Origin of the sequence: Rhizobium sp. 2YAF20, assembly GCF_052114685.1 — a bacterium.
Classification (GTDB): Bacteria; Pseudomonadota; Alphaproteobacteria; order Rhizobiales; family Rhizobiaceae; genus Rhizobium.
The window spans coordinates 12,185-29,888 of sequence record NZ_JBFRFF010000006.1; the positions used below are offsets into that span (position 1 = coordinate 12,185).

The 17,704-nt window shown below is 58.3% G+C and carries 16 protein-coding genes, 1 tRNA gene and 1 pseudogene; 9 read left to right on the forward strand and 9 right to left on the reverse strand.

Features of this window, described 5'->3' with window-relative positions; all coding sequences use genetic code 11:
• Positions 1–68: 68 nt before the first annotated feature.
• Positions 69–842 carry a competence/damage-inducible protein A gene (locus tag AB4Z52_RS10600; protein WP_442217878.1) on the reverse strand — a complete coding sequence of 258 codons (774 nt, stop codon included), beginning with the start codon at positions 840–842 and terminating at the stop codon, positions 69–71.
• 224 nt (positions 843–1,066) lie between these two features.
• On the opposite strand from AB4Z52_RS10600, the gene wrbA reads away from it, so the two are divergent.
• Entirely contained in the window at positions 1,067–1,663 is a 597-nt protein-coding gene (gene wrbA / locus AB4Z52_RS10605; RefSeq protein WP_442217879.1) for an NAD(P)H:quinone oxidoreductase type IV, read from the forward strand.
• 552 nt (positions 1,664–2,215) lie between these two features.
• Positions 2,216–3,535 (forward strand): glucoamylase family protein, encoded by a 1,320-nt coding sequence (locus AB4Z52_RS10610; RefSeq protein WP_442217880.1) that lies wholly within the window; start codon positions 2,216–2,218, stop codon positions 3,533–3,535.
• A gap of 316 nt (positions 3,536–3,851) precedes the next feature.
• Here the strand turns inward: AB4Z52_RS10610 and AB4Z52_RS10615 are convergent.
• The 3 genes and pseudogenes from AB4Z52_RS10615 to AB4Z52_RS10625 all read right to left on the reverse strand — a co-directional run.
• Positions 3,852–4,586 (reverse strand): annotated as a pseudogene (locus tag AB4Z52_RS10615) (DUF1214 domain-containing protein); the annotation flags it as partial.
• Between the two features lie 378 nt (positions 4,587–4,964).
• Positions 4,965–5,049: transfer RNA gene (locus AB4Z52_RS10620), tRNA-Leu, on the reverse strand.
• A 79-nt stretch (positions 5,050–5,128) separates the two neighbouring features.
• On the reverse strand, positions 5,129–5,482 hold the full coding sequence (locus AB4Z52_RS10625) for a VanZ family protein (RefSeq protein WP_442217881.1): 354 nt from the start codon (positions 5,480–5,482) through the stop codon (positions 5,129–5,131).
• Between the two features lie 396 nt (positions 5,483–5,878).
• Here AB4Z52_RS10625 and ilvA point away from each other — a divergent pair, with 396 nt between their 5' ends.
• The 3 genes from ilvA (at position 5,879) to AB4Z52_RS10640 (ending at position 9,106) form a co-directional block, all read left to right on the forward strand.
• The gene (gene ilvA, locus AB4Z52_RS10630; protein ID WP_442217882.1) at positions 5,879–7,129 is read left to right on the forward strand and encodes a threonine ammonia-lyase; all 1,251 of its coding nucleotides are present in this window, start codon (positions 5,879–5,881) and stop codon (positions 7,127–7,129) included.
• 37 nt (positions 7,130–7,166) lie between these two features.
• Positions 7,167–7,505, forward strand: a complete 339-nt coding sequence (locus AB4Z52_RS10635; RefSeq protein ID WP_442217883.1) for an HlyU family transcriptional regulator — start codon at positions 7,167–7,169, stop codon at positions 7,503–7,505.
• Between the two features lie 323 nt (positions 7,506–7,828).
• The gene (locus AB4Z52_RS10640; protein WP_442217884.1) at positions 7,829–9,106 is read left to right on the forward strand and encodes a diguanylate cyclase; all 1,278 of its coding nucleotides are present in this window, start codon (positions 7,829–7,831) and stop codon (positions 9,104–9,106) included.
• Between the two features lie 49 nt (positions 9,107–9,155).
• Here AB4Z52_RS10640 and AB4Z52_RS10645 read toward each other — a convergent pair whose 3' ends face one another.
• Positions 9,156–9,932: an SDR family NAD(P)-dependent oxidoreductase gene (locus AB4Z52_RS10645; protein WP_442217885.1), complete on the reverse strand. Its 777-nt coding sequence runs from the start codon at positions 9,930–9,932 to the stop codon at positions 9,156–9,158.
• Positions 9,933–10,038: 106 nt separating this feature from the next.
• Here AB4Z52_RS10645 and AB4Z52_RS10650 point away from each other — a divergent pair, with 106 nt between their 5' ends.
• On the forward strand, positions 10,039–10,626 hold the full coding sequence (locus AB4Z52_RS10650) for a TetR/AcrR family transcriptional regulator (protein WP_442217886.1): 588 nt from the start codon (positions 10,039–10,041) through the stop codon (positions 10,624–10,626).
• A gap of 64 nt (positions 10,627–10,690) precedes the next feature.
• Here AB4Z52_RS10650 and AB4Z52_RS10655 read toward each other — a convergent pair whose 3' ends face one another.
• A complete protein-coding gene (locus AB4Z52_RS10655; RefSeq protein WP_442217887.1) occupies positions 10,691–11,305 on the reverse strand; it encodes an FMN-dependent NADH-azoreductase in 615 nt (204 codons plus the stop codon).
• A 138-nt stretch (positions 11,306–11,443) separates the two neighbouring features.
• Between AB4Z52_RS10655 and AB4Z52_RS10660 the strand changes: the two genes are divergently transcribed.
• Positions 11,444–12,409 (forward strand): LysR family transcriptional regulator, encoded by a 966-nt coding sequence (locus AB4Z52_RS10660; RefSeq protein ID WP_442217888.1) that lies wholly within the window; start codon positions 11,444–11,446, stop codon positions 12,407–12,409.
• A gap of 38 nt (positions 12,410–12,447) precedes the next feature.
• Here the strand turns inward: AB4Z52_RS10660 and AB4Z52_RS10665 are convergent, their stop codons facing one another.
• Positions 12,448–14,436: a bifunctional 2',3'-cyclic-nucleotide 2'-phosphodiesterase/3'-nucleotidase gene (locus AB4Z52_RS10665; RefSeq protein WP_442217889.1), complete on the reverse strand. Its 1,989-nt coding sequence runs from the start codon at positions 14,434–14,436 to the stop codon at positions 12,448–12,450.
• 122 nt (positions 14,437–14,558) lie between these two features.
• Entirely contained in the window at positions 14,559–14,894 is a 336-nt protein-coding gene (locus tag AB4Z52_RS10670) for a PilZ domain-containing protein (RefSeq protein ID WP_442217890.1), read from the reverse strand.
• A gap of 221 nt (positions 14,895–15,115) precedes the next feature.
• On the opposite strand from AB4Z52_RS10670, the gene AB4Z52_RS10675 reads away from it, so the two are divergent.
• A complete protein-coding gene (locus AB4Z52_RS10675; RefSeq protein ID WP_442217891.1) occupies positions 15,116–15,925 on the forward strand; it encodes an endonuclease/exonuclease/phosphatase family protein in 810 nt (269 codons plus the stop codon).
• 8 nt (positions 15,926–15,933) lie between these two features.
• Here AB4Z52_RS10675 and AB4Z52_RS10680 read toward each other — a convergent pair whose 3' ends face one another.
• On the reverse strand, positions 15,934–16,395 hold the full coding sequence (locus tag AB4Z52_RS10680) for an Lrp/AsnC family transcriptional regulator (RefSeq protein WP_442217892.1): 462 nt from the start codon (positions 16,393–16,395) through the stop codon (positions 15,934–15,936).
• Positions 16,396–16,545: 150 nt separating this feature from the next.
• Between AB4Z52_RS10680 and ald the strand changes: the two genes are divergently transcribed.
• Positions 16,546–17,664: an alanine dehydrogenase gene (ald, locus tag AB4Z52_RS10685; protein WP_442217893.1), complete on the forward strand. Its 1,119-nt coding sequence runs from the start codon at positions 16,546–16,548 to the stop codon at positions 17,662–17,664.
• Positions 17,665–17,704 lie beyond the last annotated feature (40 nt).

The following is a 17,704-nucleotide window of genomic DNA, read 5'->3' on the forward strand; positions in this document are numbered from 1 at the left end:
TCCAAGGCCCTGTCAATGCTTCGATTTCGATACCTCTTCCGAAAGCTGGTTCAACGCGTTGTTGAGCATCAGGCTTCAGCAGAATGATTTTCCTTGGTTTTGGAAATACGGATCGCCTCGATCATCGCCCGCACTTCTTCCGCTGCCGCTTCCATCGCCGCCGCCGCCCGGGCGCGAACCACGATTTCGGTCGAAAAGGATTGCCCGACATAGCGCGGATAGGAGCCGATGCTGGTATCCGGATGCGATTTCTGGATGGCGGCAAGTGGCGAGCCGATATCGCCTTCGCCGAACGGGCAGGCAATGGCCGTCGACAACATGCGCGTGCCGACACGTAGCGTCGGGATCACACTGTCGAGCATTGCCTGGAAAACCTGCGGCACGCCCGCCATCACATAGACATTGCCGATGACGAAACCAGGTGCCGTCGAGACGGGATTGGCGATGTGGGTGGCGCCGACCGGCATGCGCGCCATGCGTTGCCGCGCCTCGGTGAATTCCATGCCGCGCCGCTGGTACATCTCGGCCATCAGTTGCATGGCAAGCGCATCATGTTCGCAAGGGACGCCGAATGCCTTCGCAATGGCATCGGCGGTGATGTCGTCATGCGTCGGACCGATGCCGCCCGAGGTGAAGACATAATCATGGGAGGCACGAAGGGCGTTCAGCGCGGCGACGATCGCGTCTTCATCGTCTGCGACGATGCGAACCTCCTTGAGATCGATGCCGGACATCAGCAGCAAGTCCGCGAGATGGCCGATATTCTTGTCCTTGGTGCGGCCGGACAGCAATTCATCGCCGATAGCCAACATGGCGGCGGTGACGATCGTTTCATTGGTCATGGAAATATCCGTGAATTAACTAATTGTCATAGATAGGTAGCGTCATTCGGGGCGATTGCAAACAGTACTGCACCGATTGTCGCTGGAGCGAATTTCGATACCGCAAGTGAATTTTCGTCTACATCGGGTGAACAGTGCGTCCCGGCTTAAGGGGCTGTGCCCACGCCATGGCGCTGATACAAATCACGATGAAATTGAACACGTCCAACAATAGGGAGACTTCAATGGCTAAGGTTCTGGTTCTCTACTACTCTGCCTACGGTCACATCGAGACAATGGCTTATGCAGTTGCTGAAGGGGCAAAGTCGGCAGGCGCCGATGTCGTCGTCAAGCGCGTTCCGGAACTGGTTTCGGATGAAGTCGCCAAGGCCTCCTATTATAAGACGGACCAGTCTGCACCGATCGCCACCCCCGACGAACTGGCAGACTATGACGCCATCATCGTCGGCTCAGGCACCCGCTTTGGGACGGTTACCTCCCAGATGCGCAATTTCTGGGACCAGACCGGCGGCCTCTGGTTCGCAGGCAAGCTCGTGGGCAAGCTGGGCTCGGCCTTCACCTCCTCGGCAACGCAGCACGGCGGCCAGGAATCGACGATCCTCGGCTTCCTGCCGACCTTCCTCCATCACGGAATGGCAGTTGCAGGCCTTCCCTACGCCTTCCAGGGCCAGATGGGTACCGAGGAAGTCAAGGGCGGCTCGCCCTACGGCGCCTCGACGATCACCAACGGCGACGGCTCGCGCCAGCCCTCCGAGATCGAACTCGAAGCCGCAAGATACCAGGGCGCCCACATCGCCAAGCTCGCAGCAAAGCTCGCCTGATCCCGGCAACTGGTCTTATCGTCAAGGAAGAGCGCAGCCTTCGAAGGGCTGCGCTTTTTTGGTGAAGACGCCGCCCGGCACAGCGAGGGCGAAATGCCAAGCCCAAGATTTCAAGCTTTTAAAGACCTGGTGCGGTCCCAGATGGCGGGAACCGGCAGCTAGCTGTTCCACAGCTCGGGACGCTGCTGTTGCATCGCTGGTAAATTCATCGATCGGCATCGGCGTCAGTTGCGCGAGTCGACGATCGCTTTGATCTTTTGATATGTTTCTTCTGGATTGGTAATATCAAGAACACTAATGCCGCTGGCCCGGCCAGAGGTTTTGGTTGAAGATGCAGATCGCTTATCTGATGGAGCCAAAAGGAGCGATATCTCTTGCAATCCTGCCGCACTGGCAAAAAGCTGGGCCGGAGCGGATCGTGACCGGACATCTCAAATAGACTAGAATGGCCTGTGATTGTCGTCGCAGGATGACGACTACGGATACCCAAAAATCCGGATGGCATGCCCGATTCTCGGCATTACAGAGATACTCAGTCAACGGAGCAATTTCATGCCCGAGTTGCTGTCCACCGATCCCGATCTCAAGCGCCTGCCGACCGATGAGGATTTGAGCAGGCTCCAGTTCACGACGTTGTTGTACTATCTGCAAGTCACGAACCCGGACAATGGGCTGGTGCGCGACAAAACGGAGCCGAGCGCGCCGGCAAGTATCGCGGCAATCGGCATGGCCCTTGCGACGATTCCGGTTATCGTCGAGCGCGGGGTCATCATCCGCGAATTTGCCGCGAAGATCACCCGCAGGCGGTTGCGATACCTGATGGATTGTCCGCAGGGTCCAGAGCCGGACTCATCTGGTTACAAGGGCTTCTTCTACCATTTTTTGGACATTGAGACGGGTCGGCGCGTCTGGCAATGCGAGCTGTCCACGATTGACTCGGCGTTCCTGTTTGCCGGCGCTTTGACGGTTGCCGCCTATTTCGATGGCGACACCGCCGAGGAGGCGGAAATACGCCAACTCGCCAACGCGCTCTATGAGCGAGCCGATTGGAATTGGGCCTGTGATGGCGGTCCATCGCTAACGCATGGTTGGCATCCGGAAACCGGGTTTATTCCCCATCGTTGGCAGGGCTATGACGAAGGCCTTTTGCTCTACATTCTGGGTCTAGGTTCGCCGACGCACCCATTGGAGCCAGCGAGTTATACTGCCTACACCGCGACCTACGACTGGAAAAATATCTACGGCCGCGATGTGCTGTATTCGGGGCCGCTGTTCACCCATCAACTTTCCCATATGTGGGTGGATTTTCGAGGCATCCGCGATGAGTTCATGCGGCAGCATGACAGCGACTATTTCGAGAACAGCCGCCAGGCGACCTTCGTCCAGCAGGAATATGCCATTCGCAACCCGACGAATTTCGTTGGCTATGGGCAATATTGCTGGGGATTCACCGCCAGCGACGGGCCCGGTTGGGTCACACGAGAGATTGACGGTGTCGAGCGACAGTTCTTCGACTACATCGCCCGTGGCGCTCCGTTCGGTCCTGACGACGGGACGGTCTCGCCTTGGGTCGTCATTGCGTCACTGCCATTCGCCCCCGAGATCGTCATCCCGACGGTTCGCAACTTTGCCCGGATGAACCTTGGTATGACGCGCCTCTATGGGTTCAAGCCTTCTTTCAATCAGACATTTCCGGTCGAAGACAGCCCTATCGGGTCGTGGGTGTCGCCCTACCACTTTGGCATCGACCAAGGACCCGTCGTGCTGATGATCGAAAATTACCGGTCTGGCCTGCTTTGGAACATCATGCGCCGCAGTCCGCCGATAAAAGCAGGCTTGAAACGGGCAGGCTTTTCCGGTGGATGGCTCTAGCACTGCGTCAGTTCTTTACATCATAGCATCCTTGTCTTCGAGCCCCGACCTAACACAGAGGCGAGAGCCGCAGCGCGCAGTGGCCGTCCTTCATAGACGATTGAAAGCCTTGGGGGCCGGCGGGTCTTTCCACATGTGAGCCAACTCACAATCGCTTCGGACTTTCTTTAAATCAGGGCGCTTCGTCGGAGGCGAGCGTCGAGAACGCCACACTGGATACAAGCGTCGCCAGTCAGCGGCAGCTTCTTCGTAAAACCATGGCCTTCCGGTTTGTGCCCAAAAGCGGATATCCGGCAGCGCTTGGCATTCCCGTCTCTCACGCTGCTTCCGTCATCGGCGGTTGCTTCCATGTCCCGTCGAGCGCCGCTTCCTTTGGCCGATAGAGGCGCATAAAAGCAATGAACGGCCCTCTTGGGGGCGGGCAGCCAGTTCGGATCCTTGTCCTTGCCCGGCGACTCGTTCTGAACGTAGAGCGTCACGCCGCCATCGGTGACATAGACAGGTTATATCGCCTCCTGCTTTGAATTGCCTCCGATGCCGAGCACGGCACCGGCCATGCGGTAGAGGTAATTGTTCTTCAGATACGCCCGCGTGCCGAAGACGTCTCCCGAGGTCACTTGTCCCGTGTCGATTTTTTGTTTCTCCATATTCGCGAGTTCAGCCCAGGCATCGGCCATCCATTCCTTGCTCGATGGCGGTTTTCATCTCGGGCGAGAGCTTGCTCGCGTCGAAGGTCTTCACTGCGCCAACACGGATCCTGGCAAAACGCGCCATCCGTTTGGCTTCGGAAGGGTCGGTCGGGCAGTACGAAGTTCAGGATGTTGAAAAACTCGGGCGATTTCCTCTCGTCGGCCGGTGTCAGCGGCTTGAGGAAATCAACGGCAGGCGCGGCTTTTGGGGCGGGCTTGCCAAGGAATTTGGACAGCGGCTCTGTCTTATATCCGGCTTGGACTCTCTTGACGTTGTCGAGATCGTCTGGATTGAAAAGCTGTGTGCGATAGGCGGCCCATATAAGATGTGTTTCCGAGCGGATCACTTTCTTGACGCCCTTAGCGTCACGATCGGATACGACGCCGATAGAGCTGAGGTTGAACAGGAGCACTTCCGCGTTTTCGATGATGTGGCGAAAGACAGACACTTGATTGGAGGAGCACACCTTCCGTTTCCTGGGCTCGGTCACGTACGAACGAACGGCAAAAAATCCTACGCCTTTGTGCCGTTTACTTAGCCGTAGATATGACGTCATCGAATATGGAGGCTAGATAGAAGAAAAGACGTTTATCAAATTTGGCGGTCGGACCGCGGCAATGTTCTAGTCGTAGATTATAATAAGCACATTTCTGAGCCGTTTACCCGCCTGCAGGTCCAGAAAATTTCATAGAAGTTGGAGAATAAGCGAAAGCCAGAAAATTCGGCAATGAAATCAGAGTGGTGCGGACGACGGGGGTCGAACCCGTACAGCCAAGGCCGAGGGATTTTAAGTCCCTTGCGTCTACCAGTTTCGCCACGTCCGCATCGAGCGATTTCAGTACCTTGAGCGGGCCGATTTTGGAAGCCGTGGATCGCGCAATTTTTGTGATGGGAGCAATTCGATCAGGCGTTGGAAAGCCGGCGCAGGCGCGTCCTGTTGACGAGATGGCCGATCGCCACCCCGACCAGTGCGCCGACAGCCTTGACGATGGCGTCATCGACGCGGGCGTGGCGTGTCGGAGAAAATTCCTGCAGGAATTCGAAGCCGACAGCACCTATAGCGAGCAGGATAGCTACGGTCTTCCAGTGCCGGGGGTAGGCGGATGCAAATAGCAGGCCGAGCACGGTATAGGCGCCGGCTCGATCGATATTGACCGAAATGATCGTATCTGGCCTGAGGTCGATCGGGGAAATCGTCACGAAAACAATATAGGCGAGAACGCACCAGGCGACGGTTCTTAGAAAAATCGATGTCATCATATCGTCATGTTAGCCGGCTGCGCCGCGGAATAAAAGTGAACATGTCAGCCACGAGGCCATAGCGTGCGAAATTTCGCAGCCAGGGTTAACGGCGCCCCGGGAAAGGCGAAGCCCGCCGAACCGCGATCACGCGGCGATGGCGAGCTTCTAACCATCATCATGATGGCTGGCCATATAGGGAATAGTACTACTGTTCATGTCAATTCGCTTATTGTGGGTTGGCGGCAAGTTGTCGCTTGCCGGGTACGATCCCGATTGCGACAAGCCGGATCGGATGGGGCGAGCGGCCGGCAAAATCGCCTCGCGGTGTTCAAAATCAGCGGCCGAAGCCTTCCTTTGGGCGTCGAGGTTGTGCAATAGCGAAGGGCGACGAAAAAACGGGCTTTGAAGACCATGACGAAACAAGATGTGGATAGTGCGACCGAGGCGATGCGGGGCCTGTTCCCGGCGACACCCCTGCAGTTGAACGAACATCTTTCCGCACGCTACGATGCCAATATCTGGCTGAAGCGTGAGGACCTGTCGCCCGTGCGCTCCTATAAGATTCGCGGTGCTTTCAATTTCTTCCGCAAGGTGATTGCCGCAGGCGGGACATCGAAGACCTTCGTCTGCGCCTCGGCCGGCAATCATGCTCAGGGCTTTGCCTTCGTCTGCCGCCATTTCGGGGTGCCGGGTGTTGTCTTCATGCCGGTTACGACGCCGCAGCAAAAGATCGACAAGACCCGCACCTTCGGCGGCGAGTTCATCACCATCAGGCTCTTCGGCGATTTTTTCGATCAGTGCTATCAGGCAGCCCGCGACTATGTCGAGGAGATCGACGGCGTCATGGTGCCGCCATTTGATCATCCGGATATCATCGAGGGCCAGGCGACGGTGGCCGCCGAGATCGCCGAACTGCTCCCGGACGGCGTGCGGCCGGACATGATCGTCATGCCTGTGGGCGGCGGCGGTCTCGCCGCCGGCGTTACCGGCTATTTCGAAGGCGAGCTTCCTGAGAGCGCCTTTGTGTTTGCCGAGCCTGCCGGCGCGCCGAGCCTGCGTAAGAGCATGGAAGCGGGCAGGGTGGTGACGCTGCCGAAGGTTGACAATTTCGTTGATGGAGCGGCGGTGGCGCGGATCGGCGACCTCAATTTTGCAGCACTGAAGCGATTTTCCCCGTCGCAGGTCATGCTGATGCCGGAAAATGCGATCTGCGTGACAATCGCCGATATGCTGAATGTCGAGGGTGTGGTGCTGGAGCCGGCGGGCGCCCTGTCGATTACGGCAATCGAGGCGATGGGCCGCGATACCATCCGTGGCAAAACGATCGTTGCCATCGTGTCCGGCGGCAATTTCGATTTCGAGCGGCTGCCCGATGTCAAGGAACGGGCCATGCGCTACTCGGGGCTGAAGAAGTACTTCATCCTTAGGCTGGCCCAACGCCCCGGCGCCTTGCGCGACTTTCTCAATCTTCTGGGTCCGGACGACGACATTGCCCGCTTCGAATATCTAAAGAAGAGCGCCCGCAACTTTGGCTCCATCCTGATCGGGATTGAAGTCAAAAGACCCGACAGTTTCCGGCTTTTGACGGAGAATTTCGAGCGTGCCGGTCTCGGCTACGAGGACATTACCGAAAATGAGATTCTGGCAAACCTCATTATTTGAACTTTGCGGCCTAACCCGCGCGTGCTAAAGGCGAAACATGGCTTCGATATTATCCAGAATTCTTGGCGTCTTCACCGGTGGTGGCTCCGACGGCGCAACGGCAAAACCACCTGCGGCGACCGCTGCCGCCGCACCGCAGCTCTATGCGGATTGCCAGATCTTTGCGACCCCGCAGCGCGAGGGCAACCAGTTCCGCCTTGCCGGCCGCATCGAAAAGCAGGTGAACGGCGAGACGCTGGTGCGCAATTTCATCCGCGCCGACGTGTTCACATCTGTCGACGACGCGGTCGAGACCACCTTTCGCAAGGCCCAGCAGATCATCGATCAGCACGGCACCTCGCTTTTCGGCGACGGCGAAAAGAGCCGCCAGGTCTAGCTCAAGCTATCTTCGAGATTTGCGGCGACGCCATCATCCGGTCCGCCATGCAAGGTCGCTTGCCAGGCGGCATCTCGCGGTGCGGTAGCGCTCGCTAAATTATTTTAACGTTATACTTAATTTTAAACGATTGTCGCGATGATCAGCTTTGTATCGTCTCGAAAGGCGAATCGTGCCTTTCGGCCAGGTAGAGCCTTTTCAAGGATGCCGACTGATTGACGACACCAACATCAGGCGTCGGGCGTAAGAACGATCTGCATATTCGATTGAATTTTCAATGAGCCGACGCGATATGAGAGAGCGTCGGAATAGGATCGGGCAATGTGATGGAAAGGGTCAATCTGGCTTTATTCGTCGCCGAGGCGGTCGCCTATTTTGCGATCATGGTGACGCTTCTGCATTTCCGTCAGCGGATCGGGCTCGGGGTCTTTCTGACCGCGCTCGGCGTCATGCACTTCATGGAGACCTATCTTGCCGCAGTGTTCTATATCGCGCTGCCATTCGGCATCGTTTCGCCGGGTTCCTCCGTGTTCTTCGCCGGCAAGCTGATGATGATCCTGATGCTATACCTGAAGGAGGATGCAGCGACGGTTCGCCAGCCGATCTATGGCCTATTTCTTGGCAATATCCTGACGGTCAGTATCGCATGGTTTCTGCAATTTCACGTCACTGTCGAAGTGTCGCAAGGCCGAAACGCCGATGTCAGCTTCTTGAGTGAGATGGGTTGGCTGATGGTCTGGGGCACTGCGCTGCTTTATCTCGATTCGCTCGGCATCATCCTTCTCTATGAGAAGCTTGGGCGCGTCATTCAGCGCTGGGTCGTCTTGCGGTTCATGCTTTCCGGCTTCGTGCTCCTGACATTCGACCAGGTGGGCTTCTTTGCAGCGCTGCATTATTTTCTGGGTGTGCCGTTGTCCGTCTTTTGGGGAGGCTGGCTGGCAAAGATGCTGTCGGTCTGCATCTATTCGGCCCTGTTTGCCTTCTATCAAGCCACCGTTCGCCGCCATGGGGCGGCCCTTGCGCAGCGATCCCTAGGCGATGTCTTCAACGATCTGACTTTCCGCGAGCGCTACCACGATCTCCTGTCACGCAGCGGCCGCGACATGCTGACCGGCGTTTTCGATCGCGGCCGCATGGAAGTTGAAGGCCCTCAACTGGTGAGGGGCGGTGCGGAAAATGGCGAGGTCGCGACGATCCTGCTGTTCGATGCCGATCATTTCAAGGACGTCAACGATCGATTCGGCCATCTGCATGGCGACGAGGTGTTGAAGGCGGTTGCCGGCCAATTGACCGCCATGCTCCGTCCCACCGACAGGCTTTTCCGCTTTGGCGGGGAGGAGTTCGTCGTTCTCTCGGCCCGTACCAACCATGCCGAAGGCCTGTTGCTCGCCGAGCATCTACGCTGGCAGGTCGCCAACAGTGTCCGCAATCTCGATGGGCATCCGATTACGGTCAGCGTAGGCGTGGCGACCACGGGCAGCGATGCGGCGAGCTTCAATGGCCTCCTGGCCGTCGCCGACGACAGGCTCTACGAGGCAAAGAAAAACGGCCGCAACTGCGTCGTCGGCCAGGACGGCAAGGTTGGGGCCGTCCCAGTGTGAAGAAGCCGCCGAAAGGCGACCTCTTAATCCGCAACAAGACACCTGATGTTCAGGACCTGCGAAACGCCTTGGCGCCTGAGGGAGCGCTGGTTGCGCCGCCGTCGACGGTGATTTCGATGGCCGTTACGTTTAGCGAGTCATCCGATGCCAGATAGAGTGCCGCCTTGGCGATCTCATCGGCCTCGCTCATGCGCCCAAGCGGGCTCATTGCTCCAATCTGTGCCTCCAGCGCACTTGCTGCTTCTTCCGTCAACGCCCTCGAGTTCCAGATCGGCGTCCGGGTGCCGCCTGGCGTTACCTGGTTGACGCGGATGCCACGCGGGGCAAGCTCCGAGGCAAGGTTGCGGGTCATGGCGCGAACCGCACCTTTCGTTCCTGCATAGGCCGAATAGCCTGGTATGCCGAGCACGGCATGCACCGATCCGTTCAGAATGACGGAGGCCTCGTCGTTCAAGTGCGGCAGCGCTGCCTGCACTGTGAAGAATACCGAGGTGAAATTGGTTCGCACGATCGTTTCGAATTGTTCAAGCGTTGTCTTTCCGATCGCAGTCTCGCCGGCGATCCCCGCATTGGCGAAGACGATATCGAACTTGCCGAATTCGGCGGCGGCTTTGTTAAAGGCCTCCTCCGTCGCAGCGGCGTCGTTGACGTCTACCTGAAGCGCAAGCACGCCCTTGCCAAGCTTTTCGGCAGCTTCGGCAAGCGTCTTCGCATTGCGGCCAGTGATCACGACCTTGGCGCCTTCCTTGAGAAACAATTCCGCAGTGGCAAGGCCGATGCCGCTATTTCCGCCTGTTATGACGGCGACTTTATTTTGCAAACGCATGCTCGTGCTCCTATTGGAAATGACCGCTATCTGGATTATGATTATCCGCTATCAGGATTATGATGATAATCTACATGAGTCAAGCGTTGTCGACTGGAGATTTTCGATGGGTCATTCGCAGGTAGAGAAACAGCGCACGCACGAACGTATCGTCGAGATCGCTGCAAGGCGCTTGCGCGAAGAGGGTCTGGAGGGCGTCGGCGTCGCGGACCTGATGAAGGAGGCCGGACTTACGGTCGGCGGCTTCTACAAGCACTTTGCCTCGCGTGACGAGCTGGTGGCGGAGGCCATGCAGGCCGCCTTCACCTCATGGTCGAGGAGAATGGAGGCAAAGGGCATAAGCGCCGCCGATGTTTCCCTCGACGATTTTATAGATTCCTACCTGAACGCCGCGCATCGCGACCACCCAGGCGAGGGTTGCGCATTCACCGGGCTAACGGGTGATCTTTCGAGAAGCGATCCGAAGACGCGGGACATCGCCACGCGCCAGATCGACGAGAATATCAGGATGATGAGCGGACGGATGGGCGAAGCCGACGCCGGAGAGGCAAGACGCAAGGCGATCCTTGCCGTCTGCGCCATGGCGGGCGCGGTCGGCCTTGCCCGCATCGTCGACGACGAGGCGCTTTCGCAGGAGATTCTCCAATCGGTAAAGGAAATGCTGTCCGGCATCGGCGGACGCAGCAAGCCCTGACAGCAACAAAAATGCGGCCGGTGGGGGACCGGCCGCTGGATCGAAATGCATTGACGAATTTGAATTAGGCGGCGCGTGCCAGTTCGACCGTTCGGGCCTTAGCGGCACCGATTGCCTTTTCTGCGGCTTCAGGGCCGAAGGCGAGGCCTTCGACGTAGACTGTTTCGACGTCGGAGATGCCGATAAAGCCGAGAACTGATTTCAGGTAGGGAACGGCGTGGTTCAGCGGAGCAGCAGGGCCGACCGAGTAGACGCCGCCGGAGGCCAGAACGATGTAGGCCTTCTTGCCGGTTGCAAGCCCAACCGGCCCGTTCTCGGTATAGGTGAAGGTACGGCCGGCGCGGGCAATATTGTCGATCCAGGTCTTCAGCGACGAGTAGATGTTGAAGTTGATGAGGCCGGTGCCGATAACCAGCGTGTCAGCGGCAAGCAATTCGTCGACCAACTGGTCGGAAACTTTTGCGGCTTCACTCTCTTCAGCCGTGCGAGCGTCGGCCGGCTTGCGGATGGCGGCGGTGAAGAGGTCGTCGATATGCGGCAGCGGCGAAGTCGCCAAATTGCGATGAACGATCGTCTTGCCTGGATTTTGTGCCTTCAGCGCGTCAGCGAGCTCGGTGGCGATCTGCGTGGAGAGCGAATCGGAGCGCGGGCTGGAGGTCAAAAGGAGAATGGAGGACATCGTATAATTCCTTGTTATTGCGTTGCGGCCGGAGACGTGGGGGAATTGTCCGGCCGTTCGCTATAGGAGATAGTCTTGCATGACTATCGAAAAAACTGTGATAATATGGATCAGAATTATCGATGGAATGGATGGACCATGCTTCCGAACCCAACCCTGGACCAATTGCAGGTTTTTCTGGCCGTCGCCGAATCCGGCAGCTTTTCAGCCGCCTCGCGCGCGCTCAATCGCGCGCAGTCGGTCATCAGCTATACGATCGCCAATCTCGAGGCGCAGCTCGAGGTACCGCTTTTCGAGCGCTCTGGTTCGCGCCAGCCGAAGCTGACCGAGGCGGGGACCGCGATGCTGGAGGATGCGCGGCGCATCGTCTCTGATTTGGAGGTCATGCGAGCACGGGTGAAAGGGTTGAAGGAAGGGCTCGAGGCTGAGGTCGCCGTCGCCATCAGCGTCATGGTTCCAACCGACGTCATGGTTGACGTTCTCAGCGAGTTCCGCGAGCGCTTTCCCTCCGTTTCGATGCGGCTGAACGTCGGGGAACTCGGCGAGATGATCGATCTGGTTGCCAGCGGCATATCGACGATCGGTATTGGCGGAGCGATCGTAAAGCAGGACGACTCCCTGTCCATCGAGCGGATAGGCCATTCGTTCATGATGCCGGTCGCAGCACCGCATCACCCGCTTGCCAGGCTCAACAGGCCGCTCACACTCGCCGATGTCCGCGAAGAGGTGCAGCTGGTCGTCACCGATTCCTCAGGCCACACGAAAGGGCGGGATTTCAATGTCCTGTCCTACAAGACCTGGCGGGTAAGCGACATCGCGACCAAGCATCATCTTATCCGCGGCGGTCTCGGTTGGGGCGGATTGCCGGCGTCGCTTATCTATGAAGACCTTCAGACGGGCCGCCTTGTCGCCCTTGAACTGGAAGCCTACGAGCAGGGCGAATACCCGATCTATGCGATCAGAAAAATATCCAATCCACCTGGCCCGGCGGCCGCATGGATGCTCGAGGCGTTTCGGGCAAGCCTATCCCGCTGCCCGAACCTCGAAGCCTTCAAGGCGCAACTGCCGTTCAACCGCTCGAAAGATGCGATTGCCGCCGAATAGGGAATTCCTTCTTCCCTGGGGAAGAGAGAGAAACGGCTCTAAAGCACCAGGCGGAATTTGTGGAAGCCTTCGGCGCCTTCGCCGGCATCCTCGATTTTCACAGTCTTCAGCTGGCCGAGAAAGTCCTTTGCCTTCGGTGCACTCTCGAAGACAGCGCTGGTGCCGGGCATCGGCTTGAAGGTCCAGTTGCCGTCGGCCGTCGGGTTGATCGTGCCCTGTTCATGAACATATCGCACGATCACGTCGCGGTTGGTGTCCGGCGCCTTGTAGACCACCTTGTCCGCAGCGATCTCGGGGAAATTGCCGCCGCCGCCGGCGCGATAATTGTTGCTGACGACGACAAATTTTTGTGACGGGTCAATCGGTTTTCCGTCGAATTGAAGATTCTGGATGCGGTTGGAATCTGCTGCAACGAGCTTGCCGTTGTCGTCGAAGCGACGTGGCTGCGACAGGTCGATTTGATAGGTAACGCCGTCGATGACGTCGAAATTGAAGGATGGGAAGGAGGCGTTCAGCAGATCAGCATCCTTGGCGCCGGGCTGAACCTGATTGAACATAGCCGCCGCCATTTCCAGCCAGTTTTTCACCTGAGCGCCGTTGATAACCACGGCCTGCACCGTGTTCGGATAGAGATAGAGGTCGGCGACGTTCTTGATGGCGATATCGCCGGCGGGGACGTCGGTATAGTAATCAGGACCGTTGCGGCCACCGCACTTGAAGGGCGCCGCGGCTGAAAGCACCGGCAGATCCTTGTATTGCGTCTCCTTCAGCATGTCCTTGATGTACCAGCTCTGCGCCTGGCTAACGATCTGCACCGACGGATCGTCGGCAACGAGGGCGAAGTAGGAATAGAGCGGCGCCGAGGTCTTGCCGACCGGCGTCCTGACATAGGCAAGCGTCGCCTCGTGTTCCGTCTTTGCCGCGTCGACGATCTCCTTCTTGTCGGCGACGTCGGCGATGACCTTCTTCTTGTCGTCGCGATGGTAGATCGGCCGCGCCTCCGAGGTGAAGTCGACGATCTTCCAGCTGTTGCCGTCCTTTTCGAGCAGCAGATCGATCAGGCCGAGATGCGAACCCCAGAAGCCTGCCATGACAGCCGGCTTTCCCTGCAGCGTGCCCTTGACCGGATCGGCGTTCTTGATCCCATCCCAACTTTTCGGACCGGGGAAGACCAGATGCTGATGACCGGTGAAGATCGCATCGATGCCATCGACGGCGGCGACGTAAAGCGAGGCATTTTCCATCTTGTCCGTAGGGCTGCTGCCGTCGATGCCGGAGTGAGACAGCGCGATGATGATGTCGGCGCCTTCTTCCTTCATCACGGGCACCCAGGCCTTGGCCGCCTCGACGATGTCCCGGGTCTGCGCCTTGCCTTCGAGGTTCTTGATATCCCACAGCATGATCTGCGGCGGCACGAAGCCGATGAAGCCGATCTTGATCGGCGTTGCATTGCCGGCGCCGTCCTTGATTGTCTTTTCGAGGATCAGGTACGGCTTGAAGAACAGTTCGTCGTCCTTCGGATCGGCGGCGAGCTGCCCCTTGGTCAGATTGGCGCAGACGAAGGGGAAATTGGCGCCGGCCAGAACCTTGAACATGAAGTCGAGGCCGTAGTTGAATTCATGGTTGCCGAGCGTGCCGACCTCGTAGCCGAGCGTATTCATCGCCTTGATGACAGGATGGACATCGCCGTCCTTCATGCCGTGCTGATAGGCCATATAGTCGCCCATCGGATTTCCCTGCAGCACGTCGCCATTGTCGATCAGCAGCGAATTGGTGGCCTCGGCGCGGATATTGTCGATGATTGTACCGGTGCGCGAAAGGCCCATCGTCTCGTTCGGCTTGTCGGCATAGTAGTCGTAGGGGAAGACGTTGACGTGGATGTCGGTCGTTTCCATCAATCGGAGATGAGCCTGGTTGCCTGCCGCGCGTGCTGAAAACGGGTGCAAAAGGACCAGGGCGGCCGTTGCACCAAGTCCGCTCAAAAGCGAACGGCGGGACATTGAAGTCAAATCCAGAATGGAAGACATGAAACACTCCTCGAACAATTGACTACGCCGGCAACGACGCAGACTATGATGATTTGTCGAGATGTGCACCAGTTAAGTGACAGGCATATTGCTGTCGTAAGGCCGCGTTCGAATTTCGCTGCTCAGCGCTTCAGAACCGGCTTAACCTCTTTGTGGAAAAAGCGAAAATAGGACGCAACCTGCGCCGAAGCATTTGAATTCCTATGGAACTCAATACCTATCCGGCCGTCGCGAAGCCACCGGACCGTGCCTTCAAGCGACCCCAGATCATCGCAATCGACCCGCACCTTGCTGCCGGCCGCCCCATAGAAGGGGCCGGCAAGATCAAGCGCGATGCCCGACGTCGACAGGTCGACGACACGGCTGGTCGTCTCGTGATTGAGGTATCTGACCTTTCCGAAGATCCGGCAACGCCGCCGCGCAGTAGTTCTGACTTTCATGCCGAGATTGTTTTGCATCGACGAACGCCCCTCGCATCCCAATAATCTCTCGGATCATAAGACTTAGATCTTGAAATCCCTTTATAATCTCGGATCAATTGCTGTCGTTTCCGTTAAAGTTGTTTTTACCGACGACGCTACCTGCAAAAGGCGGGGCATGGCGTCAAAACCGCGATATTCAGATCGAAGGGGAATCTGATAGATCTCGTTGATCAAGTTCACGCCTGGAGCAGTCCCGTATGACGCTGAGCATCATTTCGCTGAATGCCTGGGGCGGCCGGCTTCATGCGCCGCTAATGCGGTATATCGCCGATGCAAACCCTGATGTGCTGTGCCTCCAGGAGGTTTCGCGCACGGTCGCGGCGCCAGCGGAATGGCTGGTATATCGTGAGCCCGGCCTTGAACTGCCGCAGCGAGCCGATCTGTTTCGAGAGGTGAGCCTGGCGCTGCCTGATCACGACGCCTTTTTCTTTCCGGCCGCCAGCGGCAATCTTTTTCATGGTGATAAGCCCATTTCCTCGCGGTTCGGCTTAGGCACCTTCGTGCGCAAATCGCATCCTGTCATCGGCGAGGCGGTGGATTTCCTGCACGGTGCGTTTACGCCGGACGGCTGGGGCGAGCATCCGCGATCACGAAACGCGCATTGCATCCGCATTTTCGACTACGAACTCGGCGCTGCAGTGACGATCGTTCAATTGCATGGCCTTCGGGATATGGCAGGCAAGGGCGATACCCCGGCGCGCGTCGAGCAGGGGGAAAAGCTGGTCGAACTCATAGGGCGCGTCTGGCGCAAAGGCGAGAGGCTCGTGGTCTGCGGCGATTTCAACGTGCTGCCGGAAAGCGTGACGTTTGAAGCACTCGGCAGGCTGGGATTGACGGACCTCGTTACCTCGCGCGGCCATACGGACACGCGGACCTCCTACTATCGCAAGGAAGGCCGCTTCGCCGACTATATGATGGTGACGCCCCAAGTGGGGGTCGTCATATTCGACGTTGTCGCTGAGCCGGAGGCCTCCGACCATCGCGCCCTTCATCTCGAGATGCTTTAGGCAGGCCATCACAACCCGACATTTGGCCGGTCGATGATCTCGCGCAGCGCAAAGCTCGAATTGATTTTCACCACATGCGGCAGGGCCGACAGCCAGTCGCGGTGAATTCGCTCGTAATCTTCGAGGTCTCGAGCCGCCACGCGCAGAATGTAATCATATTCCCCCGACATCAGATAGCAGACGAGCACGTTCGGACAGCGCTTCACCGCGACTTCGAATTCCGACAGCGTCTTGGCGAATTGCCCGGAAAGCGAAATATGCACGATGGCGATCATCTTGTAGTCCAGCGCCTTGTGCGACAGCCGCGCATGATAGCCGCCGATGGTGCCGTCCTTTTCCAGTATATCGAGCCGACGGGAACAGGCGGACGGCGAGAGGCCGACCTTTACGGCAAGGTCCGCATTGGTGATCCGCGCGTTTTGTTGAAGCGCGCGCAAAATCGCACGATCGATGGCATCCAGGTTCGACATTCGAAGATCCTTCGAAGATTATGATATCCACGCAATTATCTTCGAACAATGACCTCTGCGCAATTCCTCTTTGCAAGGACATTGCGGACGGGGAGTGGTTCAATCCGGCATCACGATCCGCGAAGCGGACGAAGTCTGAGAGGAATGAACATGCGTGTCGGCTGCCCCAAGGAAATCAAGAATCACGAGTACCGGGTGGGGCTGACGCCTGCCGCCGTTCGCGAATATGTCGCCCATGGCCACGAGGTCTGGGTGGAGGCAAAGGCCGGAGCCGGCATCGGCGCCGATGACCACGCCTATAGCGCCGCCGGCGCGAAGATTGCTGCCTCCGCCAAGGACATCTTCGAGAAATGCGACATGATCGTGAAGGTCAAGGAGCCGCAGCCGTCCGAATGGGCGCAGTTGCGCGAGGGCCAGATCCTCTACACCTATCTGCATCTGGCACCCGATCCGGAGCAGACCAAGGGCCTGCTCGCCTCAGGCGTCACGGCTATCGCCTACGAGACGGTGACCGACGACCGCGGCGGCCTGCCGCTCTTGGCGCCGATGTCCGAAGTTGCCGGCCGCCTGTCGATCCAGGCCGGCGCAACGGCGCTTCAGAAGGCCAATGGCGGCCTCGGCATCCTGCTCGGCGGCGTGCCGGGCGTGCTACCCGCCAAGGTCGCGATTATTGGCGGCGGTGTCGTCGGCCTGCATGCTGCCAAGATGGCCGCCGGCCTTGGCGCCGACGTCAGCATCCTCGACCGCTCGCTGCCGCGGCTTCGTCAACTCGACGACATTTTCAACGGCCGCATCCACACGCGCTATTCTAGCATCCAGGCGCTGGAAGACGAGGTGTTCGCTGCCGATCTGGTCATCGGCGCCGTCCTCATTCCGGGTGCTGCAGCCCCGAAGCTTGTCACCCGCGAGATGCTGACCGGCATGAAAAAGGGCTCCGTCATCGTCGACGTTGCGATCGACCAGGGCGGCTGCTTCGAGACGTCGCATGCAACGACCCATTCAGATCCGACCTATGAGGTCGAGGGCGTGGTGCACTATTGCGTTGCCAACATGCCGGGCGCCGTGCCTGTCACGTCGGCGCACGCGCTCAACAACGCGACGCTCCATCACGGTCTGGCACTTGCCGACCGGGGCCTGCGGGCGATTGCCGAGGACCAGCATCTGCGGAACGGCCTCAACGTCCACAAGGGCCGCGTCACCAACAAGGCCGTTGCCGAAGCGCTTGGCTATGAGGTCTTTTCCGCTGAGAGGATATTGAACGTAGCGTAATCCCATCGCGCTGCGTTTATGAGGGCCGGCCACTTTTTGC